General features: G+C 70.4%; 19 protein-coding genes. 11 read left to right on the forward strand and 8 right to left on the reverse strand.

The features are described from left to right. Nucleotides 1-30 precede the first annotated feature (30 nt). Nucleotides 31-852: a hypothetical protein gene (locus ABZX61_RS22300; protein WP_355197199.1), complete on the forward strand. Its 822-nt coding sequence runs from the start codon at nucleotides 31-33 to the stop codon at nucleotides 850-852. Nucleotides 853-858: 6 nt separating this feature from the next. Here ABZX61_RS22300 and ABZX61_RS22305 read toward each other — a convergent pair whose 3' ends face one another. The 3 genes from ABZX61_RS22305 to fdxA form a co-directional block, all read right to left on the reverse strand. Next, nucleotides 859-1,515 carry a DUF4178 domain-containing protein gene (locus ABZX61_RS22305; RefSeq protein ID WP_350725512.1) on the reverse strand — a complete coding sequence of 219 codons (657 nt, stop codon included), beginning with the start codon at nucleotides 1,513-1,515 and terminating at the stop codon, nucleotides 859-861. A 91-nt stretch (nucleotides 1,516-1,606) separates the two neighbouring features. After that, a complete protein-coding gene (gene dapC, locus ABZX61_RS22310) occupies nucleotides 1,607-2,677 on the reverse strand; it encodes a succinyldiaminopimelate transaminase (RefSeq protein ID WP_350725514.1) in 1,071 nt (356 codons plus the stop codon). A 94-nt stretch (nucleotides 2,678-2,771) separates the two neighbouring features. Further along, on the reverse strand, nucleotides 2,772-3,098 hold the full coding sequence (gene fdxA, locus ABZX61_RS22315) for a ferredoxin (protein WP_080047500.1): 327 nt from the start codon (nucleotides 3,096-3,098) through the stop codon (nucleotides 2,772-2,774). Between the two features lie 105 nt (nucleotides 3,099-3,203). Between fdxA and ABZX61_RS22320 the strand changes: the two genes are divergently transcribed. The 7 genes from ABZX61_RS22320 (at nucleotide 3,204) to cysS (ending at nucleotide 12,899) form a co-directional block, all read left to right on the forward strand. Further along, the gene (locus ABZX61_RS22320) at nucleotides 3,204-3,434 is read left to right on the forward strand and encodes a hypothetical protein (protein WP_355197202.1); all 231 of its coding nucleotides are present in this window, start codon (nucleotides 3,204-3,206) and stop codon (nucleotides 3,432-3,434) included. 17 nt (nucleotides 3,435-3,451) lie between these two features. Then, entirely contained in the window at nucleotides 3,452-4,522 is a 1,071-nt protein-coding gene (locus ABZX61_RS22325; RefSeq protein WP_355197204.1) for an ABC transporter substrate-binding protein, read from the forward strand. 102 nt (nucleotides 4,523-4,624) lie between these two features. Continuing rightward, nucleotides 4,625-5,401, forward strand: a complete 777-nt coding sequence (locus tag ABZX61_RS22330) for a methyltransferase domain-containing protein (RefSeq protein ID WP_355197206.1) — start codon at nucleotides 4,625-4,627, stop codon at nucleotides 5,399-5,401. A 115-nt stretch (nucleotides 5,402-5,516) separates the two neighbouring features. Further along, a complete protein-coding gene (locus ABZX61_RS22335) occupies nucleotides 5,517-7,808 on the forward strand; it encodes a hypothetical protein (protein WP_355197208.1) in 2,292 nt (763 codons plus the stop codon). A gap of 4 nt (nucleotides 7,809-7,812) precedes the next feature. Further along, the gene (locus tag ABZX61_RS22340; protein ID WP_355197210.1) at nucleotides 7,813-9,630 is read left to right on the forward strand and encodes a UvrD-helicase domain-containing protein; all 1,818 of its coding nucleotides are present in this window, start codon (nucleotides 7,813-7,815) and stop codon (nucleotides 9,628-9,630) included. A 50-nt stretch (nucleotides 9,631-9,680) separates the two neighbouring features. After that, a complete protein-coding gene (locus ABZX61_RS22345) occupies nucleotides 9,681-11,525 on the forward strand; it encodes a sigma factor-like helix-turn-helix DNA-binding protein (protein ID WP_355197212.1) in 1,845 nt (614 codons plus the stop codon). 18 nt (nucleotides 11,526-11,543) lie between these two features. Next, entirely contained in the window at nucleotides 11,544-12,899 is a 1,356-nt protein-coding gene (cysS, locus tag ABZX61_RS22350; RefSeq protein WP_355197214.1) for a cysteine--tRNA ligase, read from the forward strand. A 74-nt stretch (nucleotides 12,900-12,973) separates the two neighbouring features. Here cysS and ABZX61_RS22355 read toward each other — a convergent pair whose 3' ends face one another. Then, nucleotides 12,974-14,206 carry a serine hydrolase domain-containing protein gene (locus ABZX61_RS22355; RefSeq protein WP_355197216.1) on the reverse strand — a complete coding sequence of 411 codons (1,233 nt, stop codon included), beginning with the start codon at nucleotides 14,204-14,206 and terminating at the stop codon, nucleotides 12,974-12,976. A gap of 313 nt (nucleotides 14,207-14,519) precedes the next feature. Between ABZX61_RS22355 and ABZX61_RS22360 the strand changes: the two genes are divergently transcribed. Together ABZX61_RS22360 and ABZX61_RS22365 are read left to right on the forward strand one after the other, a co-directional pair. After that, on the forward strand, nucleotides 14,520-17,006 hold the full coding sequence (locus ABZX61_RS22360) for a penicillin acylase family protein (RefSeq protein WP_355197825.1): 2,487 nt from the start codon (nucleotides 14,520-14,522) through the stop codon (nucleotides 17,004-17,006). A gap of 87 nt (nucleotides 17,007-17,093) precedes the next feature. After that, entirely contained in the window at nucleotides 17,094-17,945 is an 852-nt protein-coding gene (locus tag ABZX61_RS22365) for a hypothetical protein (protein WP_355197218.1), read from the forward strand. A 71-nt stretch (nucleotides 17,946-18,016) separates the two neighbouring features. On the opposite strand, the gene ABZX61_RS22370 is transcribed toward ABZX61_RS22365, so the two are convergent. Then, nucleotides 18,017-18,439: a hypothetical protein gene (locus tag ABZX61_RS22370; RefSeq protein WP_350725532.1), complete on the reverse strand. Its 423-nt coding sequence runs from the start codon at nucleotides 18,437-18,439 to the stop codon at nucleotides 18,017-18,019. Between the two features lie 75 nt (nucleotides 18,440-18,514). Between ABZX61_RS22370 and ABZX61_RS22375 the strand changes: the two genes are divergently transcribed. After that, nucleotides 18,515-19,477 carry a hypothetical protein gene (locus ABZX61_RS22375; protein ID WP_355197220.1) on the forward strand — a complete coding sequence of 321 codons (963 nt, stop codon included), beginning with the start codon at nucleotides 18,515-18,517 and terminating at the stop codon, nucleotides 19,475-19,477. Nucleotides 19,478-19,528: 51 nt separating this feature from the next. Here the strand turns inward: ABZX61_RS22375 and ABZX61_RS22380 are convergent, their stop codons facing one another. From ABZX61_RS22380 to mshB, 3 genes are read right to left on the reverse strand one after another with little or no spacing between them, the layout of a single operon-like run. Further along, nucleotides 19,529-20,011 carry a flavin reductase family protein gene (locus tag ABZX61_RS22380; RefSeq protein WP_355197222.1) on the reverse strand — a complete coding sequence of 161 codons (483 nt, stop codon included), beginning with the start codon at nucleotides 20,009-20,011 and terminating at the stop codon, nucleotides 19,529-19,531. Nucleotides 20,012-20,050: 39 nt separating this feature from the next. Continuing rightward, nucleotides 20,051-20,467, reverse strand: a complete 417-nt coding sequence (locus tag ABZX61_RS22385; protein WP_350725536.1) for a DUF6113 family protein — start codon at nucleotides 20,465-20,467, stop codon at nucleotides 20,051-20,053. An 11-nt stretch (nucleotides 20,468-20,478) separates the two neighbouring features. Continuing rightward, nucleotides 20,479-21,384 carry an N-acetyl-1-D-myo-inositol-2-amino-2-deoxy-alpha-D-glucopyranoside deacetylase gene (mshB, locus tag ABZX61_RS22390; RefSeq protein ID WP_350725538.1) on the reverse strand — a complete coding sequence of 302 codons (906 nt, stop codon included), beginning with the start codon at nucleotides 21,382-21,384 and terminating at the stop codon, nucleotides 20,479-20,481. Nucleotides 21,385-21,407 lie beyond the last annotated feature (23 nt).

Here is a 21,407-nt window from a genome sequence, read left to right on the forward strand (position 1 = left end):
AGCTTATCCGCCACGGGTAGGTTCTTCAGGGTGCGCCTGCGCTTCTCCCGTGGAGTCATCACCATCGCGATCATCGTCGTCGTGCTCGCCGTGGGCATCTCCGTGGGGCTCTTCCACCTGCTGAAGAAGACCAAGCCGCTGGCGGTGGCGCCGGAGCCGCACTGCACCGTGCGCACCCCGCTCGGCGAGCGCGAGCTCGACTTCGAGCAGGCCGAGATCTCCGCCACCATCGCGGCCGTCGCGGCCCGCCGCCGGCTGCCCGAGCGGGCCGTCGTGATCGCGTTCGCCACGGCGCTGCAGGAATCCAAGGTCTACAACCTCGGCTACGGCGACCGTGACTCGGTGGGCGTGTTCCAGCAGCGGGAGTCGCAGGGCTGGGGCACCAAGAAGCAGCTCATGGACCCCGTCTACGCCACGAACAAGTTCTTCGCCGCGCTGGTGAAGGTCAAGAACTACCGCAAGATCCCGGTGGCCGAAGCGGCCCAGGAGGTGCAGCGCTCGGCGGGCGGCTACGCGTACGCGCAGCACGAGCCGGAGGCCAAACTGCTCGCCGCCGCCTTCACCGGGCGTGTCCCGCGCGCCGTCCACTGCTGGTATCCGCCGGGCAAGAAGACCCCGGCGCCGCAGCCCCGTACCGCCGAGGCCCGCAAGCAGCTGGCCAGGGCTCTCGGCAGCACGGCCGTCACCTCGGAGCGGCGCGGCTGGCTGATCGCCGCCTGGTCGGTGTCCTTCTCGCAGAAGTACGCGCTGCGCCAGGTCGGGTACGCGGGGGCGACGTGGAAGAACGACGTCAAGCTCGAGAACTGGCAGAGCGGTGGCAAGGCCGGCACCACCCAGGTCGAGCTCTCCTGAGCAGGGTCAGGAGGCGCGGCGGACGATGGTGATCGAGCCCGGCGGCAGGGGCTGGGCGTAACTGGCCGTCCACGACTGCCCCTGGATGCGTTCGAACGACAGCAACCGCCCGTCCGAGGCGCGATAGTCCGCGAAGTCCAGCAGGCCCCGGTCAGGATGGCCGGTGTCGCCCTCGCTCCGGAACGCCGCCGTGCCCCGCTCGATCGGGGAGAACTCCACGCCCTCCATCACCAGCGTGCTCTTGGCCGGAACCATCCCCTGCGTGGGCACGTCCGTCCAGAGCTGGACCTCCAGATGGGGCGTATCACCCTCGTGCGCCTCGACGGAGAGCCACTGGAAGCGGCGGGCGCTGTCCCGCAGGAGGTATTCGACCCACTGCTGTCCCTGCCAGGAGACGAACAACGCGCCGAGCACCCGGCGGGGAGATCCATGCACCTCGATCCGGTCGCCGACCCGGATCGTGCGAGGGTCGGTGTAGTCGGTGCCGGCATGCCCGGGCGCGATCACCGGCGCCGGCAGCGGGGTCTCGATGGGGGCGACCTCGACCGGCGGCGCGCTCGTACGGCCCTTCCTGTCCTGCCGCATGGTGGCCAGAAAAGCCCCAAGCAACAGAAGGACGGTGGCGATGCTCAGCCCGAGTACGACCATGGAGGTCATGCTCATCGATCAGCTCGCTCCACTCGCGGTCTGCCTCGGCAAAAGCCCTTATCAATTTATGCGTATCAGCCGGATTGCCCGGCTATGACGGGCGATCCTACTGGAGGCGGCGCACCGCCGCACCGATCCGCTCATCAGTCGCGGTAACCGCGATACGGATGTGCCGCTCACCTGCCGATCCGTAGAACTCGCCGGGCGCGACCAAAATGCCGATTTCGGAAAGCTTCCCGACCTGATCCCAGGCGCTCTGCCCGTTCGACGCCCAGAAGTAGAGACCGGCCGTCGAATGGTCGATGTGCCACCCCGCCCGCTCCAGCGCGGGCCGCAGCAGGGCACGGCGGGCGGCGTACCGCTCGCGCTGCAGGTCGGCGTGCTCGTCGTCGCCGAACGCGACCGTCATGGCGGCCTGTACGGGCTGGGGCATGATCATGCCGGCGTGCTTGCGCGTCTCCAGCAGTCGCTTGACCAGGACGGGATCTCCCGTCACGAACCCGGCGCGGTAGCCGGCCAGGTTGGAGCGCTTGGAGAGCGAGTGGACCGCGAGCAACCCCTCGTGGGAGCCGCCGCAGACGTCGGGATGGAGGATCGAGATCGGCTCCTCTTCCCAGCCGAGCTCGATGTAGCACTCGTCGGAGGCCACGACGGCGCCGCGCTCACGGGCCCAGGAGACCACCTTGCGCAGGTGTTCGGCGGGCAGCACCCGGCCCGTGGGGTTGCCCGGGGAGTTGACCCAGATGAGGTCGACGCGCTCGGGACCGAGCGCGAGCGTGCTGTCGGAGGCCGTGCCCACCGCCCCGGCCAGCCGGGCGCCCACGTCGTAGGTGGGGTAGGCCAGCTCGGGGAAGACCACCCGCCCGGCGCCCAGGTAGGTGGGCAGCCAGGCGACGAACTCCTTGGAGCCGATCAGCGGGAGCACGTCCTGCTGGTCGACGGAGACGCCGTGCCTGCGCCGCAGCCACCCGGCCGCCGCCTCGCGCAGCGCCTTGGTGCCGTGCGTGAAGGGGTAGCCGGGGCTGTCGGCCGCCTGCGCGAGAGCGTCCTGGACGATCTGCGGCACGGGATCGACGGGCGTGCCGATCGAGAGATCGACGATGCCGTCGGGATGTGCGAGCGCGCGCTCCTTGTACGGCTCCAGCCGGTCCCAGGGGAAGTCGGGCAACTTGTTCACGGTTCTCCAGGGTTGTGCGTGCCGTACTCAAAAAGCGCACGCCGACGGGGCGCATCCGGCCCGGATGCCCCCGTACCCGGCGTGACAGGGTCGGCTAGTGGTCCTCACCCTGCGGCGGCAGGGCAGCCACCACCGGGTGGTCCTTGTCGATCTTCCCGACCTTCGAGGCTCCACCGGGCGAGCCGAGGTCCTCGAAGAAGTCCACGTTCGCCTTGTAGAAGTCCTTCCACTGCTCGGGAAGGTCGTCCTCATAGAAAATCGCCTCGACGGGGCATACAGGCTCACAAGCGCCGCAGTCCACGCACTCGTCGGGGTGGATGTAAAGCATGCGCTCGCCCTCGTAGATGCAATCGACGGGGCACTCCTCGATGCACGCCTTGTCCAGGACGTCCACGCAAGGCTGCGCGATGACGTAGGTCACCTCGAGCTCCTTCTTCTCCGCACCATGGCATGTCTCTGACCGCGGTTTGCTACGCCCTAGTATTGCCGTGCTTGCCAGCTGGCCGAAACGGAGGGTGGCAAAGTCGTGGCCGCACGTCTCATCATCGCGATCACAAGTCAGGATATAGGTGCACGCATCACCACCCGTAGGCGCGTTCCCGGGGGATTTCGAGATGCGGTGGGCATCCTCGTGTCGTGGGAGGACGGACTACTCAAAGTTCGCAAACGAGACGGCACTGTGGTGGAGATCCCGGAGGAGACGCTGGTGGCCGCCAAGGTCGTTCCGGCCGCGCCTCCTCGACCTGAACGAATGTAACGGTAAGTATTCGTTGTGTGACCGTACGTACCTGCGCCGCCGCAGCAGCCATCCTCGCCAGCGCCGGATGCGGCGCGTCGTCCACCCACTCCACCTCTTCCCAGCCCAAGAACCTGCCGCCGGTCAACGTCCAGGCGAGCTCCATGAAGGCCGGCTTCGCCACCATGGACCGGCTGGTCGAGGCCGCCAAGCGTGAGGGCCAGCTCAACGTGATCGCGCTGCCCCACGACTGGGTGAACTACGGCGAGATCATCGAGACGTTCGCCGACAAGTACGGGCTCAAGGTCAACGAACTGGAGCCGGCCGCCGGCAGCAAGCGCGAGCTCGACGCCGCCGCGCAGCTCAAGCCCGACGTCTTCGACCTGACCCTGGACGTGGCCGTCTCCGGTGCCGACCGGTTCGCCCCGTACAAGGTGCAGGGCTGGCAGGACCTGCCCGACGACGTCAAGGACCCGTCCGGCGCCTGGTACGCCGCCTACGGCGGCTTCATGTCCATCGGGTACGACCCGCGCGAGGTCAAGCCCCCGGCCTCCTTCGCCGACCTGCTCAATTCTGGCTACCGGGTCGCGCTCGACGGCGACCCGCTGCGCTCGGACGGGGCGTTCGACGGCGTGATGGCCGCCTCCATGCGCTCGGGCGTGCCGCAGCCGTCGCAGGGGGTGGCGCTGTTCGCCAAGCTCAAGCAGGCCGGGCGGCTCACCGACCTGGCCAAGGCCAACACGGTCATCGCCTGGGACCACCTGAACGCGGCCCGCAGCGCCGCCCACTCCGACGCGTGGAAGGTCACGATCCCCAAGGACGCGCCGCTCGGCGGCTTCCACATGCAGGCCATCAACAAGGCGGCCCCGCATCCGGCCGCGGCCCGCCTGTGGCAGGAGTTCCTGTTCTCGAACGAGGGCCAGAACCTCTTCCAGAAGGGTTTCGCCCGCCCGGCGCGCAGCGAGGCGATGCTCATGAAGGGCACGCTCGACACCGAGCAGGCCGCGAAACTTCCCAAGGCTCCGGGCCCGCCGGTCCTCATGACAATCCCGCAGGCAGACGCGGCGAAGGCGTATCTCAGCCGGGAATGGACGAAGAGTGTCGGATGAGTCCGATGTGACTTGATATGTCGTAGGGACGTTCAGGCTCTAAAGTGAGCAGACAGCACGGCCAGGGGGGCCCGTTGTCTGATCGAATGTGAGCTGATCGTCTTGCGATATGACACACCGAGCTTGGAGCGGTGGAACAGTCGCGCCTACGACAGCAGCTTCGGCTACGTCTCCACTCAGGGCGCGCCGCTGGTCGACCTGCTGGATCCGCGGCCCGGCGAGCGGGTGCTCGACCTCGGCTGCGGCACGGGCGTGCTCACCTCGCAGATCGCCTTCAGGGGCGCGGACGTGCTGGGCATCGACGGCTCCCCCGCGATGATCGAGAAGGCCCTCGCGCAGTACCCGGGGATCAACTTCATCGTCGGCGACGGGCACGACTTCAACGTCGTGAACCCGTACGACGCGGTGTTCTCCAACGCGGCGCTGCACTGGATGAGCCGCGACCCCGGGCTGGTGATCGCGCGCGTGCGCGAGGCGCTGACGCCCGGCGGGCGTTTCGTCGCCGAAATGGGCGGGGCCGGCAACTGCGCCGAGCTGACCGCCGCGATGCTGACGGCCTGGCGCGAGTACGGCCTGCGCGAACCCGATCTTCCGTGGTACTTTCCCTCGCCTGCCGAGTACGCCCGCCGCCTCGAGCAGGAGGGGTTCGTGGTCAGGCTGCTGGAATACTTCGACCGGCCGACCCCCCTGGACGAGTGCCCCGGCGGGGCCGCCGACTGGGTGCGCATGTTCGCCTCGTCGGTGCTCGAAGGACTCCCGCCGGAGATCGTGGAGCCCCTGCTTCATCGTGTGAACGAGTTGGCCGCGCCCGCGCTTCGCAGGGAGACTGGCTGGATGGCCGACTACGTGCGTCTACGCTTTGCCGCTGTTCGGCGTTGATGCGTTGTACATGATGCGTAGGGCTGATTTGCCGGACTATGGTCTGTTCCGTGGGCGGCGAGATTATGGCTGCACCGCTGCGGCGGCGGCGTGAGGGGCTGGTGAACGGAACGGGATGAACTTCTGCCTGAGCGACCTCGTACCACCGTTGAGGTGGAGCGACGCCACGACGATCACGCTGCTCACCGGGCAGCCGGAGCTGCCCGACGCGTGGTGGCGCAGTCTGCCCATGCCACACGTCCTGGCGGCCATCGGCCCCGAGTCGTTGGGCGAGCTGCTGACGGAGATCGCCCTGGAGCACTGGCCCGCTGCGGCGGTGGGTGACGTCCTGCCGGCGCTGTACGTGCTGGACCCGGAGGAGGCCGACGAGCCCGCCGTCGCGATCGCCCTCGACCGGGCCGGATCGTGGGCCGGGCTGCTGAAGCTGACCAGCAGGGAGCTGGTGGACCAGCCCTTCATCCAGGCCCGGCCGGTGCTGAACACGCTGTTCTCGGCGGTCCTGGTACGCCTGGCGCACCCGCGGACGGCCGAGCCCGCGCACCCGGCGCCGGTTCCCGCCGCGAGCGAGCAGGCGGCGCCGGCCGAGCACCCGCCCGCCGCGGTGGCCGAGCCCGCGCTCGTCCCCGCCGACGCGCCGTCGTCGCATTCCGCCGAGGAGCCGGCCCCCGAGCCGGTCGAGGAGCCCGACCCCGTGGTCCGGTTCGCCTCCGTCGGGTCGGTGATCGACGAACCCGAGCCCGCCGCCCACTTCGTCCCCGCAGGGTCCGTCATCGACGACCCCGAGCCCGACGAGGACGCGGCCGCTCCCGAGCCCGCCGAGGCCCCGCACGCCGCCGAGGCCGAGCGCCCGGCGGACGAGGAGGCCGTGGCGTCCCACGAGGGCGCACCCGAGGACGTCGCTCCCCAGGAGGACGAGCCCCAGGCCGTCGCACCGGAGGACGCCGCGGGTCACGAGGACGTGCCCCAGAGCGCCGCTCCCCAGGAGGACGCCTCCGAGGCCGTCGCTTCGCACGAAGGCGCGCCCGAGGCCGACGCGCCCCACCAGGACGAGCCCCGGCAGGACGCGCCCGAGGCCGCCTCGCATGAGGAGGCACCCGAGGCCGTCGCCTCGCACGAGAGCGAGCCCGAGGGCGTCGCTTCGGAGCAGGGCGCGGCCGAGGTCGCTGAGCCGGTGCCGGCCGCCGACGCCGAGCCGGCCGCCGACGAGGCGCCCGACCCTGAGCCGCAACCTGAACCGCAGCCCGAGCCGCAGTCCGAGCCGCAGCCCGTGCTCGACGCCGCCGAGGAGCCCGAGCCCGCTCCCGAACCGGCTGCTCAGGAAGCGCCCGAGCCGGAGCCCGCCCAGGCGATCGCCCCCGAGCAGGAGCCCGCCCCGTCGCAGGGGCAGCTGCCGGACCTCATCGAGGCCGCGTTCGCCGGGCTCGACGACAAGAGCTGGGCCGTCGCCCAGAACCGCGTCTTCACCGACGAGCCCTCCGCCGTGGACCAGCTGGCCAAGCTCTTCGCCGTCCCCCCGGCCGAGATCTCCGCCACCGAGGACGAGCTCCGTACCCGCCTCGACCACTGGCTGTCGAGCGAGGAGGCGGCCCCGTACCGGGCCCATCTGGAGGAGCTGCGCAGGACCCTGGGCCCGGCCGCCCACAAGGAGCAGCTCATCGGCGCGGCCGAATGGCACAACGTGGAGATCCGCGCCCTGGAGGTCCCGGCCTGGCAGTTCGTGCTGGCGACGCTGTCCCCCCAGCCGCAGCCCCAGTTGCAGCCGCAGTCGGCGTTCGGCTCGCCCCAGATGCCGCCGCCCCCTCCCCCGGGCCCGCCGCAGTTCCAGGCGTTCACCCCGGCCCCCTCGCAGGTGGAGGAGGCCAACGGCGACTCCGGGGAGCACAAGCCGTACCAGCCGCTGAAGGACGTCTCGCAGACCAGGCGCTGCTTCAGGCAGCCCGACGGACGCTGGTGGCTGCGCATCGACGTGACGGCCGAGCAGCTGGGCGGCGGCGAGTGCACGCTGCCGACGGGGTTCGCCTCCTACCTGGGCCTGTCCCCCGGCGAGAGCCGGACGGTCAGGAGCGCCGCGGGCGAGCTGACCATGACGTGGCACGGCAAGCCGGTGCTCGAATCCATCGAACGCCTCCTGGTGGACGTGGGCGCGCGAGAGGGCGGGCACCTGTTCCTGACGCTGTCGGACGAGGGCGTGCTCAGGGCCCGGCACCTCCCGGTCGCCGCGCAGGGCGCCGAGAAGATCACCAAGGCGCTCCGGCTGGTCGGGTACACGGCCCCGGGCGGCACCCGAGATCAGGCGGCCAGGGTGATCGCCACCAGGATCGGCATGACGGGACCGGTCGCGCTCCCCGACCTGCTCACCAGGCTCCGCGAACGCGGGGACCGCGACCTGCTCGCCCTCCTGGACTGAGCCGGTGCCGCGGCTCGCGATCGGCCCTGAGTTTCCCAGGGAGCTCAGCGCACTGGCCCAGCCGGTGCGCAGGGACGCCGTTGTCGCGCTGCGCCGGTTCCTGCTGAACGTGGCCGGCGCCCCGCACCCCCAGCGGGTCAGGGGCTGCCGGGATCCGCGGGTCGCGACGCTGCGGCTGGCCGAGGGCCATCGCGGGGTGGTGGTGCGGCAGCGGGACGTGTACTGGCTGCGTACGGTGCTGCCCGACCCCGAGGCCTGGTCGTACGCGCGACGCTTCAGGTTCGGGGTCAACCCGGTGATCGGCGTGGTCGAGGAGTGGGACGCCGAGGCGCTCGAACGCGTCGAGCCCGCGTTACGCCGATCGGCCAGGTCATCCGGGCTGTACGACCCGATCTGCGACGGCGACCTGATGGGGCTCGGCCTCGACGTGCACGCGCTGCCGCTGTTCAGGCTGATCACGACCGAGGCCGACGTGGCCGCGCTCGAACCCCTGCTCCCGCCGACCCAGCACGTCCCGCTCGCCGTACTGGCCCGCGGCGGCACGCTCGCCGAGGCGTGGCGGGAGCTGGACGCCTGGCGCGCCTCCGACGAGGACACCGGGCCGATCGACCCCGAGGACCTGCACGCGGCGCTGCGCCGCAGCCCCGACCGGGCGGCGTTCGTCGCGGACAAGGTGGAGCTGGACCGGGTGCTCGGGCTGCCTGCCTGGTGCACATTTCTCGACCCGCCGCAGCACCGGCTGGCCAGGGCCGCCCGTTTCGAGCAGCCGGTGCTGGTCGTGGGCGGGGCGGGCACCGGCAAGACGGTCGTCGCCCTCCAGCGGGCCGCGCACCTGGCCGCGCACGGGTCGGGGCCCGTGCTGCTCGTGACGTTCTCCCAGGCGCTGGCCGAGGACCTGTCGGCGAAGCTGGACCTGCTGGTCGAGGACGAGGTCGTCCGCAAGCGGGTCGAGGTCGGCAACACCGAACGCCTGGCCCTGCGCATCGTGGCCGACGCCGAGGGCCGCCGCCCCGCGCTGGTCGGCCCGGGGGCGCGGACGCTGGCCCAGCTCACGGACGAGGCGCTCCGGGTGCTCTCCCTGGCGACGGGCGACCTGCTCGACGACGTGGACCCGGGGCGCAAGCCGTACCGTCACATCGTCGTGGACGAGGCGCAGGACATCAGCCCGTCGCAGTGGCGGCTGCTGCGCGCGGCGGTGCCGCGGGCCCGCGACGACCTGTTCGTGGTCGGCGACCCGCACCAGCGGATCACCGACACGCGGGTGGCGCTCGGCGCGGTCGGCATCCCCGCCGTCCAGCACACGCTGCGGCTCTCCTACCGGATGTCCCAGGAGCTGCTGTCCTTCGTGGTACGGCTGCGCGGCGGCCCGGCCAGCGGCCTGGTCAAGGGCACGACCAACATGTACGGCTTCCACTCGGCGCGTAACGGCGACCGGCCCATCGTGAGGGCGTACGAGACTCCGGAGTCGGAGCTGGCCGGACTGCGGAGCACGGTCGAATCGTGGCTGGCGGACGGTGTGCCCGCGGACGAGATCGCCGTCGGCGCGCGCAATCCGCGGCTCGTGCGGGATGCCAGGCGGGCGCTGGACGGGCTGGACGTACGGGCCACGACGTTCCAACATCTCAAGGGGCTGGAATTCGAGCGGGTGGCGCTCATCGGCGTGGCGGAGGGCGTGGTGCCCGAGCCGCCGCCCGAGGAACCCGACGCTCGGGCTCGTGCCCTGCAACGTGAACGGAGCATACTGTTCGTCGCCTGCACGCGGGCTCGTGCGATGCTCTATATCTCCCATTCCGGAAGAGGCAGCCCGTTTTTGTCACTCTAATCACATAGTCTGAACTGCGGATATATCTTCCCTTTGCCGGTTGGACGTCAATGAACCTCAGCCTGAGCGACCTCGCGCCACCCCTGCGATGGACCTCCCCTGGTCAGATCGCGCCGATCGTGGAGGAGCCACAGCTGCCCGAGGCCTGGTGGCAGGCGATCCCCCTCGATCGCGCGTGCGCCATGGTCGGGACGCAGGCCGTGGCCGGCCGCCTGGCCGACCTCGCCGTGGCCTGCTGGGGTCATCTGATGGTCGGCGACATCCTCCCGTTGCTGCGTTTCTCCGACCCCGCCGAGGCCGAGCGGACGCCGGAGACGCTGGGCAAGGACGTGGTGCAGAAGCTGTTCACCGGCGTGTTCGAGCGGCTGCTCGAACCGGCGCCCGAGGCCGCGCCCGCGCCGTCCAGGCCGGATCGGCCGCTGCCCGAGCTGATCGACGACCTGTTCGGGGCGCTGGACGACCGGCAGCGGGCCATCGCCCGCGACCGGCTCTACGCCGCGCAGCGGGCCACGCTGGACGAGCTGGCCCAGCGTTTCTCGGTCACGCGGGAGCGGATCCGGCAGATCGAACGTGACCTGCGCGACCACGTGGAGGCCTGGCTCGGCAAGCCGGACGCGTCGGCCCTCGTCGCGCACGTCTCCTGGCTGCGCGGCCGGCTCGGCTCCGCGGTCCCGGCCGACGACCTGCAGGCCGCCGTGCCGTGGCACCGGGCCGAGCTGCGCTCGCTGGGGATCCCGGCGTGGCGGTTCGTGCGTACGCTGCTGACCGGCTACGAGCAGTCCGACGGGTGGCTCGTGGCGGGCGGGGCCGACGAGCTCCGGGAGAAGACGCGGCAGCTGTTCGCCGACGGGCCGCGGCCGCTCGGCGAGGCGGTGGCCATGGTCACCCAGCTCGGCGTGCGCGAGGACGTGGCCGAGCGGTGGATCCTGGCGGTGCCGCAGCTGCGCGTGCTGGGCCAGCACGTCGTGCCGTGGCCGCGCAGCATCAACGAGAAGGCCGAGGCGGTGCTGGCGGTGGCGGGCGCGCCGCTGTCACCCGAGGAGATCCAGGAACGCATCGGCGAGGACTACAGCCTGGTCGGCATCCGCAACCAGCTCACCGCCGACGAACGCTTCCGCCGGGTCGACCGCAACAAGTACGGCCTGACGCGATGGGGCGGCGACGAGTACCTGGGGATCAGGGAGATGATCGCCAGGGAGATCGAGCGGGCCGGCGGCGAGGCCTCGGTGAGCACGATCGTCACCAACCTGACCGCCAAGTACGAGGTCAGCGAGAGCTCGGTCCGGGCGTACTCGGGCGGGCCGGGCTTCGAGCGGACGCAGCGGGGCTGGATCCGGGTGGCCGGCACCTCGCCGACCGGGGAGGCGGAGCCGTACCAGCCGCGCAAGGACGTCTCGGAGACGCGGCGCAGCTTCCGCTCCCGCGACGGCCGCTGGTGGCACCGGGTGGACGTCAACGCCGAGCACCTGCGCGGGTCCGGTTCGCCGCTGCCCACAGGTTTCGCCGCCTACCTGGGGATGGCGCCGGGCGGGCAGCTCACCGCCTCCACCCCGTCCGGTGACGTGGTGATCAGCTGGCACAACCAGCCGACCATGGGGTCGATCCGCAACGTGCTGGCCGACTTCAAGGCGAGCGAGGGCGACCACGTGTTCCTGACCGTGTCGGACGGCGGCGAGCTGCTGACCCGCTACCTGCCGGCCGCGCCCGTCGGGATGCCGCCCGTGAACCGCGCGCTCTACCTCATCGGCTACACCGCTCCCGTCAGCTCGGAGCTGGAGGGGCTGCGGCTGATCGGGGCCAGGATGGGGATGCCCGACACGGCCGCGCGCGAGGACGTGCTGGGCAGGCTGCGCGAGCGCGGCGACCGGGACATCCTCGGCTTCCTGGGGGGCTGACGCGGCTAGGCTCGGAGAATGCTCCGGATCTACGACACGCGCGCCCGGCAGGTCGAGGAGATCGCCGCGGGGCGGGCGGTGCGCATGTACACGTGCGGGCCGACCGTCTACCGCCACGCGCATGTGGGCAACCTCCGTACGTACCTGCTGTCCGACCTGATCAGGCGGGTGCTCGAACGGCGGCGGGTACGCGTGCTGGCCTGCCAGAACATCACCGACGTGGGCCACCTGACCGACGCCGGCTCCGACAAGGTCCTGGAGCAGGCACGGGCGGAGGGGCGCTCGGTGGGCGAGCTCGCCCGCTTCTACGAGGACGCCTTCAGGAACGACACCTCGACGCTCAACCTCCGCCCGCCGGAGCACACGCCCCGGGCGAGCGAGAACGTCGACCTGATGATCGAGCTGATCGCCAAGCTGATCGAGCGGGGACACGCGTACGAGGTGCCGGACGGGTCGGTGTTCTTCGATGTCCAGACCTTCCCCACTTACGGCGAAATTTCAGGAAATCGCCTGGACTCGCTCAAGCCCGCCCACCGCATCGACGCCGTCGACCCGCGCAAGCGCTTCCACGCCGACTGGGCCCTGTGGAAGCCCTCCTCGGGAGACCTCACGTGGGATTCACCCTGGGGCCGCGGCTTCCCCGGGTGGCACGTGGAATGCTCGGCCATGTCGCTCCGCTTCCTCGGCTCCAGCTTCGAGATCCACATCGGCGGGATCGACCTTCGTTTCCCGCACCACGAGGACGAGCGGGCCCAGTCCAACTCGGCGACCGGGCACGAGGTGGTGCGGCACTGGGTGCACGGGGAACACCTGCTGTTCGACGGCCGCAAGATGGCCAAGTCCACGGGGAACGTGGTGCTGCTGTCGGACGTGGCCGCGGCCGGGCTCGACCCGCTCGCCGTACGCATGGCGTTCCTGGAGCACCGCTACCGGCAGCAGCTGAACCTGACCTGGGACACCCTGCGAGCCGCCGACCGCACGGTGCGGCGGTGGCGCGCCCGGGTGGCCGAGTGGTCGGAGTCACCCAGCGGGCCGATGGCCGCGGACTACGCGGAACGGGTGGAGGCCGCCTTCTCCGACGACCTGGACACGCCGTCCGCGCTGCGGATCCTCCGGGACCTGGAACGCGACGAGTCCGTCGCGCCCGGGGCCAAGTTCGAGACGTTCCTGCATCTGGACCAGGTGCTGGGGCTCGACCTCTCGACGGAGATCGGCAAGGCGCGGGTACTGCCTCCCGGGGCCGGGGAGCTCCTGGAGGCGCGGGACCGGGCGCGGGAGGCCCGCGACTGGGAGGAGGCGGATCGGCTGCGGGAGGAGCTGGCGGAGATGGGGGTACGCGTCGCGGACACCCCGGACGGCCAAACCTGGACCTGACCCCCACCCAACGCCGGCCCCGCCGGCCACCGCCGCGGATCCCGCTCGGGCACGATGCGCCATGCACCGGCGGCTCATCGGGAGAAGGCGGCCAGGGCGATGCGCAGCGTTCTGTCGTTCTGGCCCGATGCCTTGGCGTCGGTGGAGTTGACCGAGTAGACGAGAACCCGGCTCAGGTCACGGGTCGCGCCGACGCCGGCGGCGTAGCCGTACCGCGCGCCGGTCTTGCCGTAGGCGACGATCCCGCCCGGCAGCACGAGCCGCGTCATGCCCGAGGTGTAGACGGCCGGCTGGTTGCCGCATTCGTCGTACATCGTCACGTCCGGGACCGTGAACATCGGCTCCAGTTGCGCGGCCGGCACGACCTTCCCCGAGAACAGCGCCTTGACGAACTTCTCCAGGTCCGCGGCGGTGGTGATGAGATCGCCCGAGGCCCAGGTCGAGGTGACGCTGGTCTCGGTCATGTCGACCACGTGGCCCGCTCCGTAGGCGATGGCGCCGTCGAAGCCCGCGGGCACGGACTGGTAGCCCTTGTGGTGCGGGCCGCGGATGCGGGGCGAGGTGCCGGGCAGGTAGCTGTCCCGCATGCCGAGCGGGCGAAGGATCCTGGACGTGACCTCATGCTCGTACGAGCGTCCGCTGATCTTCTCGATCAGCATGCCCGCCACGAACGTGTTGGTGTTGAGGTAGTGCTGCCTGGTGCCGGGCGCGAACTCGATCGGGTTGCGCACGGCCAGCCCGACGTACTCCTCCGGCGTCCAGGTCTTGAACCGGGTCCGGTAGACCCAGTCGAACGTGCCGGGCAGCTCGGGCGCGGGCAGCCCGCTGGTGTGGTTGAGCAGCTGACCGACGCGGACCTCGGGATAGGAGTCGGGCAGCAGGCCGGGCAGGTAGTCCTGGACGGTTCCGTCGAGTGAGACCTTGCCCTCGGCCACGAGCTGCAGCACGACCGCGGTGGTGAACATCTTGGTCACGCTGCCCGCCCGGAAGCGTACGTGCGCGGAGGCCTTGCGCCGGGTGGTGATGTCGGCCACGCCGGTCACGCCCCGCCATGAGCCCTTCGTACCGCTCACCCGGACGATCGCGGCGGTGGCGTCGGCCGCGGGCAGGTCCTTGATGGACTGCTCCAGCGCGGTGGCGTTGACGGGAGGGACCGGCGCGGCCGGATCGGGCCGGACCACGGCCGGTGGCGGACAGGCACTCGTCGAGGGGGCCGAGGTGGTGGGGGCCGGGGTGGTGGCGGCCGCTTGAGCGGGCGTCGCCACGAGGAGGGTGGCGAGGGCGAGACCGGCGGCTGACAGCTTCATCGGAGCATCTCCAAGTGAGAGGGGTGCAGGTGGAATGCGCCCATCCTGTCGATCAGCGCTGCCGCCGCGGATCGCCGGTGCGACCGATTTCTCACTCACTCTCACGAGGGAGCGCCGGGGCCGCCCGCGCAACACCCCCGCGCCGTCCTCCGCTCGGCGGACGCGGCGAGTGAGGGCGAGGTGATCGCCCGTAATCAGGCCCCTCAAGTCCTCCTCCCAGGGTTGCGGAAGGCGGCCGGAGTAGTGATCTCGGGCTGACAGACTTAGTGCCAGTTCGGCGGAGATGGAGGTGTCGGTGAGGCCCTACGCGTGGATGCCGCGGCCGTTGCGGTGGTTCGCCCGGGTGCTGTCCGTAGTGCTCGCGCTGGTCCTGGTGCTGGCAGGGGTCCTCGTCTACACGGTGCGGAAGTCGTTCCCGCAGGTGGACGGATCGCTGCGGCTGCCGGGCCTAAACGGGAATGTGGAGATTTATCGGGATAAATACGGAATCCCGCACATCTACGCCGACACCGCAGCGGACCTGTTCACGGCTCAGGGGTTCGTCCACGCCCAGGACCGCTTCTACGAGATGGACTTCCGCCGCCACCTGACCTCCGGCCGCCTCTCGGAGCTCTACGGCAAGGCCACCGTCGAGAACGACAAGGCCATCAGGACCATGGGCTGGCGCAAGGTCGCCGAGGAGGAGCTCCCCGACCTGGCCCAGGACACCCGGGACTACCTGGACGCGTACGCGAGGGGCGTGAACGCCTGGCTCAGCGCCAACCCGAACGCCTCCGACCGCAGCCTCGAATACTCCATCCTGAAGATCCAGAACGGCGGTTACCAGCCGGAGAAGTGGACCGCGGCCGACTCCGTGGCCTGGCTGAAGGCCATGGCCTGGGACCTGCGCTCCAACATGGAGGACGAGATCGACCGGGCGCTGGCGCTGACCAAGCTGCCCAAGGAGCGCGTCGAGCAGCTCTACCCCGGCTACCCGTACGACCGCCACAGCCCGATCGTCACCGAAGGCACCATCGACCAGGGGCGCTTCAACCAACACGCCGAGCCCCAGCAGCGCGCCGACCGCGCGATCGCCCAGGCCGCCAAGACCCTGGACGCCGTACCGAGCACGATGGGCACGGAGGACCGCGAGGGCATCGGGTCCAACTCGTGGGTGGTCTCCGGCGAGTACACCAAGAGCGGCAAGCCGCTGCTGGCCAACGACCCGCACCTGTCGCCGCAGATGCCCTCCGTCTGGTACCAGGCGGGGCTGCACTGCAGGAAGATCACGGAGGCGTGCCCGTACGACGTGACCGGGTTCACGTTCTCGGGCGTGCCGGGTGTGGTCATCGGGCGCACCGACAAGATCGCGTGGGGCTTCACCAACCTGGGCCCCGACGTGGCCGACCTCTTCCTGGAGCAGGTGCAGGGCGACACGTACCTGTACAAGGGCCAGCAGGTGAAGCTGGAGACCAGGAAGGAACAGATCAAGGTCGCGGGCGGCGCCCCGGTCACGATCACGGTCAGGAGCACCCGGCACGGGCCGCTGATCAACGACGTCATCGGCAGCGCCAAGCCCAGCGGCGAGGCCAACGCGGTGGCGCTGCAGTGGACGGCGCTGACGCCGGGCCGGACGGCCGACGCCGTCTTCGCGCTGAACAAGGCGGGCGACTGGCAGGAGTTCAGGGCGGCGGCGGCGCTGTTCGACGTGCCGTCCCAGAACCTGATCTACGCCGACACCACGGGCAAGATCGGCTATCAGGCGCCCGGGCGCATCCCCGTGCGGGCCAAGGGCGACGGCACGTGGCCCGTCCCGGGATGGACGGGCGAGTACGACTGGATGACGGCCCCCATCCCGTACGACCAGTTACCTTCGGTGGAGAACCCGGCCGACGGGTTCATCGTCACGGCCAACAACGCCGTCATCGACCCCGAGCGGTACAAACCCCTGCTGACCAAGGACTGGGCGCACGGCTACCGCTCCGAACGCATCCGCGACCGCATCAAGGAAGCGCTCAAGAAGGGCCCGATCGACACGGCGACCATGTCGGCGATCCAGCAGGACACGTACAACGGCTTCGCCGAGACGCTGATCCCGGCCCTGATGCGGGTGGACCTGGCGGGGCCCAGCGGTGAGGCCAGGCAGTTGCTGAAGACGTGGGACCGCATGCAGGGCCTCGACTCCACCGCCGCCGCCTACTTCAACGCGGTGTGGCGGCAGGTGCTCACGCTGACGTTCGACGACGACCTGCCGGAGGCGGCGCGGCCGGCCGGAGGGGACCGCTGGTACGAGGTCGTCAGACGCCTGCTCGACGCTCCTGACGACCCCTTCTGGGACGACGTGACCACCAAGAACATCAAGGAGACCCGCGACGACATCCTCCGCCAGGCGCTCGCCTCGGCGTACCAGGAGCTGTCGGACCGGCTCGGGCCCGAGGTCAAGTCCTGGCGCTGGGGCGACCTGCACCAGTTGGAGCTGGTCAACGGCTCGCTGGGGACCTCGGGGATAGCTCCGGTGGAGGCCCTGTTCAACCGCGGGCCGCTGGCCGTGGCGGGGGGCAAGGACGCCGTGAACGCCACGGGGTGGAACGTCCAGAAGGGGTACGAGATCACCGCCGTCCCGTCGATGCGCATGATCGTCGACCTGTCGGACACCGACAAGTCCCGATGGATCAACCTGACGGGCGCCTCCGGACACGCCTTCCACGACAACTACTGGGATCAGGCGGAGGCCTGGGCCAAGGGCGACCTGCTGCCGATGTACGCGAAGCCCGAGTCGATCAAGAAGGCGGCCGTCCACACCCTCAAGCTCACCCCCTGACCGCCCGGGTCGTACGACCGGGGTTGTAGAGGCGATCCAAACCCTGGGCCGACGCGCCGGCCCCCGCCGCCTTGCCACCATGGCGGCATGAATCGCCTCTGGTACCTCATCGGAGTCCTGCTGGTGCTCGCGGGCCTCGTTCACCTGGGCGTGTTCGTCGTGGACGGCGGGCCGTGGGAGGGCGCGGTGTCGTGGCGCAAGCCGTTCACGTTCGGCGTGTCGTTCGGGCTGAGCGTGCTGACCCTCACCTGGGTCTCCCAGTTCGTGCGGCTCCGCGCCCGCCCACTCGTGGTCGGCGCCTTCGCGGTGGCGTCCACGCTGGAGGTGGCCCTGATCACCCTCCAGGCGTGGCGAGGCGTCCCGTCCCACTTCAACATGGAGACCGCCTTCGACACGGCCGTCGCGAGGACCCTGGCGGCGGGCGGCGGCGTCCTCGTCGCCATCGGGCTCGTCATGACGATCGCCGCGTTCCGTCCCGATCCGGGCCTCGCCCCGAGCATGCGCCTGGCCGTACGCGCGGGCTTCGCCACGCTCCTCGCCGCCATGGCGTTCGGCGCCGTCATGATCGCCCGTGGCGTCGTCGAGGTGGTGACGGGAAACCAGCAGCTCGCGTACACGGTGGCCACGACCCTGAAGCCCGCGCACGCGATCTTCATGCACGGCGTCCTCCTGCTGCCGGCCCTGTCCTGGCTGCTGTCCCGCACGCTGCCTTCCGAGGGCTCCCGCGTCCGCTGGATCCGCCTGGCCACCTGGCTCTACGTGGCCACCGCCACCGCCGTCTCGGCCCTCGCCCTGGCAGGCGTCGAGCCCGTGTCCCCCTCCACCGCCTCCGTCCTCTGCGCCGGCGCCATCTCCGGCCTGGCCATCGCCTCGCTCATGCTGGGCCGCCTGAAGGGCTCGCCAAGACGCGCTCCCGCACGGCAGGGATCGCCCCACTGAGACCCCTCGGCCTCATTCGCCGCCACACCGCAGGGACCGCTCCCCTGACACCAGGGGCACGCGCCCCGGCCTCACTCGCCGCCGCTGCGCCGCCGCCACCACAGCCGGGCGCGGGGGTAGCCGCCGTCCTCCAGGTCGGCCAGGCGCTCGAAGAGGTTGTACGTGGCCTGGTTGCCACAGACCATCACCGACACGAGCATCGACAGCAGGTAGAGCGGCAGCATGGGGAGGCCGACGCACCAGGCCCACTGGGTGGCGTGCCGGCCCTCATGGCGGACGAGTTGATCGGGGAGCGCGTCCCACCTGGTCAGGACGACGTTTCCCACGGTGAACGCCCCCGCGATGGGGAAGCGGTAGCGGTAGCCGAAGGCCAGGATGAGCCCGTCGGGGCCGGGGTTCCTGGTCGCGCCACCGATGATCGAGATCAGCAGACCGAGCGGCGTGGCGAGGTTCACGTAGTTCGCCACCCGCCGGAACCGGAAGCGCCTGTCCATGCGTCTCAGCCTTGACCAATCTTGACAAGTCGGAATAATGATCCCCGTCCTGAAATCTCCCACAAGAGCAGGATTATGAGATTCTCCATCCTGGGCGCGCTGCTCGGCACCGTCGCACTGGCAGGAGCCGGCGGAGTGGCGATCACCCAGACGTCAGCAACCGATCCCCTACGATCCACTGACAACCGACCAGGCGCTCTCGGCGCAAACGTGGCGTTAACCACCGTCCCGACCACGAGTCCGACACCCACGGAGACTCCCACGATCGGGGAGTACACCGCCACGACGAAGGTAGTCAAGAGGCGAGGCGTCTCCTACCTGAATGTATCGATCACAGACGCGCAAGCTGCTCTCTTCTCGATCAAGCAGCGGGTTTGCAAGGGCAGATCCTGCAAGACGACCAGCGTCGACTTCCCGGTGACCGAGGGCTCGGGAGAGTCCACGGAGCGGCTCGGCCGGGGCACGTACAAGAAAAAGGGCAAACCGGCAGTCACCATGACGCCCCTTCCGACGGTGACGGTGAAGGAGCGGATCACGGTCACCGAGCCGGGGCCGACGGTCACGCAGACGGTGACGTTCACCTGTCAGCCGAGCGTCGAGCCGAGCATCGAGCCGACGGAGACCCTGCCACCGCCGACGACCGGCCCGACGGAGACCCCTCCGCCGACGACCGGCCCGACGGACACGGTGACGCCCACCGCCACAGGCACGGAGTCCCCGCCGGTCACCGACCCGCCGGCGCCGACCCCGACCCTGACTGACAGCGCGACCGAAACTCCTACCGGAACTCCGACCGAAACCCCGACCACGACACCCACCACCGGCCCGACCGAGACATCCACCACGAGCCCGACCGACTCCGTGACACCGACGGAGAGCGCGCCGGGGATCCCCACCTGTCCGCCGCCGGCGGAGGAGACGCCGACAGAGCTCCCCTCCGAGACCCCGCCGGACACGCTGACGCCGACCGGCACCAGCGTCCCGACGGCGACTGCGACCACCACGCCGTCGGAATCGACCAGCGCTACCACTCAGTAGCCAGCCGGGAAGCGAGCAAGTGAGCGGGCCAGGCCACGTGCCTGGCCCGACTCATGCCCGCCAGAGGGTCTTGTACTGCCCTTCGTGGTACAGAAGCGGCGCCCCGTCCGAAGGCGTGTCCAGGGCCGTCACCTCGCCCACCACGATCGAGTGGTCCCCGCCGTCGTGCACCGCCGTCGTCACGCACTCCACCGTCGCGATGGCCCCGTCGAACACCGCCACCCCCGACTCCCCCAGGTGATGCGGCCACCGCGCGAGCTGCCCGTTCAACGGCCGGCCCCGGTGGGCGAAGAAGCGCGAGGCGTCCTCCATCGAGGCGGGCAGCACCGAGACCCCCCACACCCCCGCCTCCAGCACCGCGTCGTGGAACCGGGCCACCTTCTCCGCGCAGAACAGCACGAGGAGCGGATCAAGGGAGACAGAGGTGAACGAATTCACCGTCATCGCATGATCGACATCGTCCAGCCGGGTGGTGACGATCGCGACTCCAGTGGCGAAGCGACCGACGACCTTGCGGTAAGTCTCAGGGTCCACTGGCCGCTCGATGGAATGCACGAACGCTACTTTATGCCGCTACATAGAGTTCTTCTGAGGGTACCCATGCAAGAGCCACGATCCCCCCTCTGACGAGGGCGAAAGCAGATAGGCCACCACAATGGCCGTCAACCCTCCGTACAGGTAGACGTACCCGGGCGGACCATCCGCGATCACCAGATCGCCGGCGCTCAGCTTCAGCGTGAACGGCATCGTGACCAGCAGCCATCCGACCGCCGCCATGAAAGCCCCAAGCTTGCCCCGCATCAGCTTGCCCGCCCCCAGGCACACCGCGAACAACGCCAGCACCCACACGACCGCCGCGATCGGCACGGGCCCCATCTGCCGCACCGCATGCGTGAAGCCGCCCACGACGCCCATGACGACGCCGAGCACGAACAGCATGCCGTACGCCGCTCCGCCCAGCGCCGACTCGACCTGGCTGCGATGTTCCATGTCGCACGAGGTTAGTGGATGCCTGCGAAGAGATCGTTCTCGCGGGTGTGCGGTTCGCCGAGACCGCCCGCCTCGATGGGCGGGCCGGGCACGGCGGGCCCGGGCACGCCGATGGCCAGCCGGTAGTGCTCGACGCCCAGGACCTCCTGGCCGATGTTGTTGGACAGCGCGAACCACGGTTCGTCCACGACGATCTGCGTGGCGTGCGCCCGCATGGCCTCCATCTTGGCGCCGATCCACGGGCGGGCGTCGATCTCGGTGGTGACGTCCTCGTCCGCGTTGCCGAACGGCATGTCCTCCACGTCCTCCACCAGGAAGCCGACGTCCGACCCGCGCAGCGCCTCGGTCGTGCGCCGCATGACGGATCGGGCGAGGGCCGTGTGGTAGAACTTCGCGATCTGCCACGGTTCGCCCTCGCCGAAGTCCGGTTTCGCGGCCAGCTCGAACGCTCTGCGCGAAACCCGGTGCGCCTGGATGTGGTCAGGGTGCCCGTAGAAGCCGTTGTCGTCGTACGTGACGAGGACCTGCGGGCGTACCTCCCGGATGACCTTGACGAGCTCTCCCGCCGCCTCGTCGAGGTCGGCGCGCCAGAACGCCTTCGGGTGGTCGTTGGACGCCACCCCCATCATCCCCGAGTCCCGCCAGCGGCCCGGCGCGCCCAGGAAGCGGTGGTCCTCGACGCCGAGCGCCCGGCAGGCGGCGGCGAGCTCGTCGATCCGGTACGGCCCGAGCGCGTCGTCCTGGTCGGCGGCCAGGTGGGCGAGATCGGCGGGAATGACCTCGCCTTCCTCGCCGAGAGTGCAGGTCACGAGCGTGACGTGGGCTCCCTGGGCGGCGTACTTGGCCATCGTCGCCCCGGTGCCGATCGACTCGTCGTCCGGATGGGCGTGTACGAGGAGGAGCCGTCGATCAGTCATAGGGATGAGCGTACCGACGGGCT

This window comes from Nonomuraea sp. NPDC003709, assembly GCF_040610775.1.
GTDB lineage: Bacteria > Actinomycetota > Actinomycetes > Streptosporangiales > Streptosporangiaceae > Nonomuraea > Nonomuraea angiospora_A.